2 protein-coding genes are annotated in these 2614 nt (G+C 69.2%); both read right to left on the reverse strand.

Going from position 1 to position 2614, the window contains the following annotated elements:
- Positions 1–1192, reverse strand: a 1192-nt coding sequence (locus VF794_RS39875) for a serine/threonine-protein kinase (protein WP_331118983.1), incomplete at its 3' end; no start/stop codon positions are given.
- 126 nt (positions 1193–1318) lie between these two features.
- Positions 1319–2614 (reverse strand): RecQ family ATP-dependent DNA helicase (locus VF794_RS39880; protein ID WP_331118985.1); only part of this gene is annotated, 1296 nt, incomplete at its 5' end.

The raw sequence follows: 2614 nt of genomic DNA on the forward strand, positions 1-2614 counted from the left end.
ACTGGCCGTGCACGTGCGGGAAGAGGAGCGTCTTGCCAGCGGCCTCGATGGGCCGGCCGGCCACCAGCAGCGGGAGGGAGTCCGGTCCATCACCCATGGACACCCGGCGCAGGGTGCCACTGGTGTCCAACCGCCCGGCCATGTGCCGCACGGAGGGGGGCCCGAGGTCCGCGGTGAGGGCGGCGCCCGGCAGCACCTGCACGCGCTTCTCCGTGGTGCGCAGCCACGCCACGGTCAACACCCCCAGCGCGGCCAGCACCACCCACGCGGTCAGCACCTGGAAGAAGGCGCGGATGGCGCGCTTCACCGCCAGCACCAGACGCTGCCACCGGCTGAGCTTCGCCGGCCTCACGGTGGTGGCGTTGGGGACGAGCGGCTCCAGGTCCTTGATGAGGTCGGTGACGGTGGCGTAGCGGTCGGCCGGGGCCTGCTTGAGGCAGCGCGCGATGATGCCGTCCAGCCGCGGATCCAACCCCGGCTTGCGGCGCGAGGGCGGATCGTAGCTGCCCGCGGGCAGCTCGCCCACGAGCAGCTCATAGAGGATGAGGCCGAGCGCGAAGATGTCCGCGCGCCCGTCCGCGTTCTTGGCGTCCACCCGCTGCTCGGGCGCCATATAGGACAGCGTCCCCATGGCCACGTGGGTGCTGGTGAGGGCGAAGCGCGAGCTGGTGTCGTCGAGGAAGGAGGCGAGGCCGAAGTCCGTCACCTTGGGGACGCCGCCGGCCTGGTCGTCGAAGAGGATGTTCTCCGGCTTGAGATCCCGGTGGATGACGCCGCGGTGGTGCGCGTAGTCGATGGCCCGGCAGATGTGGAGCATCATCTGGAGCGCGTCGAGGGGCTCCAGGTGGGGCGAGCGCATCCGCTCGCGCAGCGAGGCCCCGTCCACGTACTCCATCACCAGGTAGTACGTCGTCTGCGTGTTCCCCTTGTCGAGGATGGAGACGATGTGGGGATGGTAGAGGGTGGCGAGCGCCGCGGCCTCCTTCTGGAAACGGTCGACGAAGCTCTTGTCCTGAGCCAGCTGCGGGCTGAGCAGCTTGATGGCCACGGTACGCTCCAGCGACAGCTGCGTGGCCTTGTGGACCTCGCCCATGCCCCCGGTGCCCACGAGCTTTTCCAGGCGATAGCCCGGGATGAGGTCCTGCGAATACGTCCGATTGATGGCGGTGGCGGTGGCGTCGAGCGAGGACATGACGGGCGGGCCGAGGAGGGATGCGGCGCGTCAGGCTAGCAGAAGCCCCCGGTCCGGGGCGCACGGGATGCGCCATGCCGCTACAGGCCTGTGCGCGTGTGGACAGGTGGCGTGCTGCTTTTCCACCTATACCGGACTGCTGGGTGTGGTCGTCTGTGCGGGAGGTGTGGCGATGGCGGTGGGACTGTTGGCGTCGAAGTGCCCGGCGGCGCGCTCCTCGCAGTTGTCGCAGCGCCCGCACTCCTCGTGCTCGGGCTCGTCGAAGTACTCGCTGATGAAGCGCCAGCGGCACTCGGTGGTCTGCCCGAAGCGCATCATCTGCTGGAGGCGCTCCCGGTCGGTCTGGTGGCGCTTCTCGTAGGCGGTGAGGTACTCGCCCAGCTCCTCGTTCGTCTCGAAGTCGCGCAACTGCTTCAGCCCGCGTGGGCTTCGCTCCAGGATGCCGGCCCCGGCCAGCTGCGCCACCAGTACCTTCACCCGGTTGGCCGGCAGTCCCGAGACCTCCGTCAGCACCTTGAGGGACACGGGCTTGCCCTGGCGGTGGGCCCACAGCTCGCGCAGCACCGAGTAGAGCGCCTGGGACTCCTCTCGCCGGGGGTACTTGCCCCCGAGGAAGTAGCTCTGGATGCGCCGATCCTCCAGCCGGTAGAACAGCACCGCGCGCGCTGGCTCGCCGTCACGGCCCGCGCGTCCCGCCTCCTGGTAGTAGCTCTCCAGCGAGTCGGGGAACTGCCAGTGCGCCACGAAGCGGATGTCCGGCTTGTCGATGCCCAGGCCGAATGCCTTGGTGGCCACGATGACGCGGTAGCCATTCTCCATGAAGCGCTGCTGCACCTCCTGGCGCTCGGAGGGCTTCAGCTGTCCGTGGTAGCGGCCCGCCTCGATGCCGGCGTCCTGGAGCCACTGCCACACCTCCTCCGCCTTGCGCACGGTGGCGGTGTAGATGATGCCCGTGCCCCGCTCCTCCTGGAGCAGCTTCATCATCCGCGCCTTCTTGGCCTCGGGGTTCACCGTGCGGGCCACCTCCAGGAAGAGGTTGTCGCGACGGATGCCGGTGTTGATGAGCTCGGCGTTCTCCATGCCGAGCTGCTTGAGCACGTCCTCGCGCACCTGGGGCGTGGCGGTGGCCGTCACCGCGAGGATGGGAGGCCGGCCAAGCTGCTGCACGGCATCGCGCAGCGCGAGGAACGCGGGGCGGAAGTCATGTCCCCACTGGGACACGCAGTGGGCCTCGTCCACGACGAAGAGGGAGACGCCCGCCTTGCGCAGCGCCTCGAGACGCTCGGGCTTCTCCAGTTGCTCGGGCGTGACGTAGACGAGCTCATGCTCGCCCCGGCGCAGCTCGCGCGTCATCTCGCGCGTCTCGCGGTCGGTGAGCGTGGAGTCCAGCTTCACCACGTCCACGTCGTGCTCGGTCATCTT

This window comes from Archangium sp., from assembly GCF_036389735.1.
GTDB lineage: Bacteria > Myxococcota > Myxococcia > Myxococcales > Myxococcaceae > Archangium.